This window comes from Bacillus sp. AP50 (assembly GCF_040492675.1).
Taxonomy (GTDB): domain Bacteria; phylum Bacillota; class Bacilli; order Bacillales; family Bacillaceae_G; genus Bacillus_A; species Bacillus_A cereus.
The window spans coordinates 1-2,802 of the sequence record NZ_JBEUTW010000253.1 but is presented as its reverse complement, the minus strand read 5'-3'; the positions used below and the strand labels follow the sequence as shown (position 1 = coordinate 2,802).

The following is a 2,802-nucleotide window of genomic DNA, read 5'->3' as shown; positions in this document are numbered from 1 at the left end:
GAGAAAATAGGATGGCAGTCAACCTAGAAGGACATGGCCGCGAAGATTTCATAGAAGGAGCAGATCTAAGTAGGACGGTTGGTTGGTTTACAAGTATGTTTCCAGTAGTATTTGATGTATCTTCAAGTGATCTTGGCAGTGTTATTAAAGAAGTAAAAGAAACATTGCGGAAAATACCAAATAAAGGGGCAGGATATGGGATACTTCAATACCTTTCTGATAAAAGAGTGTTCAAATGGCAAGGAAAGAGAAAACCGGAGATAAGCTTTAATTATCTTGGTAGGTTTGAAATCGAAGGCAACCAGACGCATTCTACGATGCCAATGGGTTTTCAAGTAAGCCCGATTAATCATTTTTCAAATGGACTGGACTTCAATGGTTTTATCACTTCAGGTCAATTAACAGTTCAAGTAAGTTATGATTCTCAAAAATTTCATTATAAGACTATTGAAAGTGTAATTAGGCAATATGAGGAATGGCTAAAAGCCGTTATCAATCATTGTGCCGGAAAGACAGATGCAGAAAAAACACCTAGTGATTTTTCTGATGAAGAACTTACATTTGAAGAGCTAGATGCTATATCTCAGCTTATAGATAATATCTAAATTCTCATCTTGAGAAAGTTACACTAGCTTTATGGGATGGAGGGATAATTTGAAAGAGAAGAAATTTGATGACATATATAGTCTATCTCCAATGCAGGAAGGTATGCTTTTCCATTCATTGCTCAGTGATAGTGATGCCTATTTTGAACAGATGGCTTTTAAATTCAAAGGCAGTTTAGATTTGCCTGTGTTTGAAAAATGCTTCAATTTGTTAATTGAAAGACATGCTATTTTCAGAAGCGTCTTCCTTCATGAGGGGGTTAGTAAACCTAAACAGGTTGTTCTAAAAGAGAGGAGCATAAAAATTGCTTATCAAAACCTTTCTTCTAAACCTGCAGAAGAGCAGTTTTCAATAATAGAATACTATAAATCACAAGATAAGAAGAAGGGTTTTAATCTCTCGAAAGATCTACTGATGAGATTTGCTGTTTTTCAGACTAGTAGAGAAGATTATACGTTTATATGGAGCTTCCACCATATTTTGATGGATGGGTGGTCTCTTGGAATTGTTTTAAATGAACTATTCGATTTATATGGGAAAATCCGTAATGGGGAAGAGCCAAAGCTGGAAAAACCAGCTGAATTCAGTAAGTATATTTCATGGTTACAAAAGCAAGATCAGAAAGAAGCTCGGGTTTATTGGGATAACTATTTAAAAGACTACAATCAAATTGCAAACCTTCCGAGCAGAAGTACTTCTGAGGCTTTACTAGGTTATGAAAGGAAAGAGATTGTTTTTAGGCTCGGAACCGATATTACCAAGAAGCTAAATGATTTAGCCAGACAGTGCAAGGTCACTTTAAATGTGGTTATCCAAGCAATTTGGGGCGTTCTTCTACAAAGATATAACAATACTACGGATGCTGTTTTTGGATCAATTGTTTCTGGTAGGCCATCAGAAATACCTAGTGTTGAGAAAATCGTTGGTTTATTTATTAATGCAGTGCCGGTGAGGGTTAAAAAAATTGCCGGCCAGAGCTTCCTGCAGCTAGTTAAGCAGCTGCAGGAAGAGGCTCTTAGGTCAGAACCTTTTAGTTACGTTTCCCTTGCTGATATTCAATCCGGTAAAGAAACGGGAAATCAATTGGTTAATCACATGGTTGTTTTTGAAAATTATCCATTTGATGATTCGATTCAAAGCAGAGAAGGTATGGATAAATACGGGTTCACTTTAACGGAAGTGGACGCATTTGATCAGACAAATTATGACTTTAATCTCCTTATTGGACCTGGCCAGGATTTAATAATAAAAATTATTTTTAATGAACGTAGGTATACACAAGATACAATACATGCCATTTTTTCACATTTAAAAATGATGGTAAATACGGTTGTTCATTCACCTGATGTACAGGTAGATGAAATAGATATGCTTTCTGTTGAGGATAAAACTAGAATTTTGGAAAAGTTTAATTCTACTGGCGGAACTTATCCAAAAACAAAGACTCTTTCAGCACTTTTTGAAGAACAGGTGCTTATGATGCCTTCTCGTACTGCTCTGGTCTTTGGTGACCAGGAAGTTAGCTATTCCAAATTAAATAGAATGGCCAATCAGGTGGCAAGGAGCCTTCGAAGGCAAGGAGTACAGCGGAATCAGATTGTAGGAATCTTAACTGAGCGATCCTTAGAAATGATTATAAGTATCCTCGGTATATTAAAGGCGGGTGCGGCTTATCTTCCGATTGATCCGAATTACCCGGAGGAAAGAATCCGCTATATGCTTGAAGATAGCGGGGCCGAAAAGCTGATCGTTCAGTATGCAGAAGACGTTCCTACCTATTATTCCGGACAGGTACTGGGGCTTTGGGAACGGGAATGGGAGAAAGAAGATTCTGCGAATCTGGAAGCGGAAGCTGGTCCGGATGATTTGGCTTATATCATCTATACCTCGGGATCTACTGGACAGCCGAAAGGAGTCATGGTGGAACACCGAAACGTGGTACGTCTCTTATTTAACGATCAGAATCTCTTTGATTTTTCGGAAGAAGATGTTTGGACATTGTTCCACTCCTATTGTTTTGATTTTTCAGTTTGGGAAATGTACGGTGCCTTGTTGTATGGAGGCCGGTTAGTTCTTGTTCCATCTTTTGTGGCTCGGGATCCGGAGGCTTTTGCTGAGCTGCTTCTCAAAGAGAAAGTGACCATCTTGAATCAGACGCCTACGGCATTTTATCAGCTTTCTCACCAGATGAAAAAG

General features: G+C 38.3%; 2 protein-coding genes. Both read left to right on the top strand.

The genetic code is table 11. The features are described from left to right. Window positions 1–605 (top strand): condensation domain-containing protein (locus tag ABWK52_RS18575; protein ID WP_255289071.1); only part of this gene is annotated, 605 nt, incomplete at its 5' end. A gap of 49 nt (window positions 606–654) precedes the next feature. Continuing rightward, a partial coding sequence (locus tag ABWK52_RS18570; RefSeq protein WP_353772065.1) for a non-ribosomal peptide synthetase occupies window positions 655–2,802 on the top strand: 2,148 nt, incomplete at its 3' end.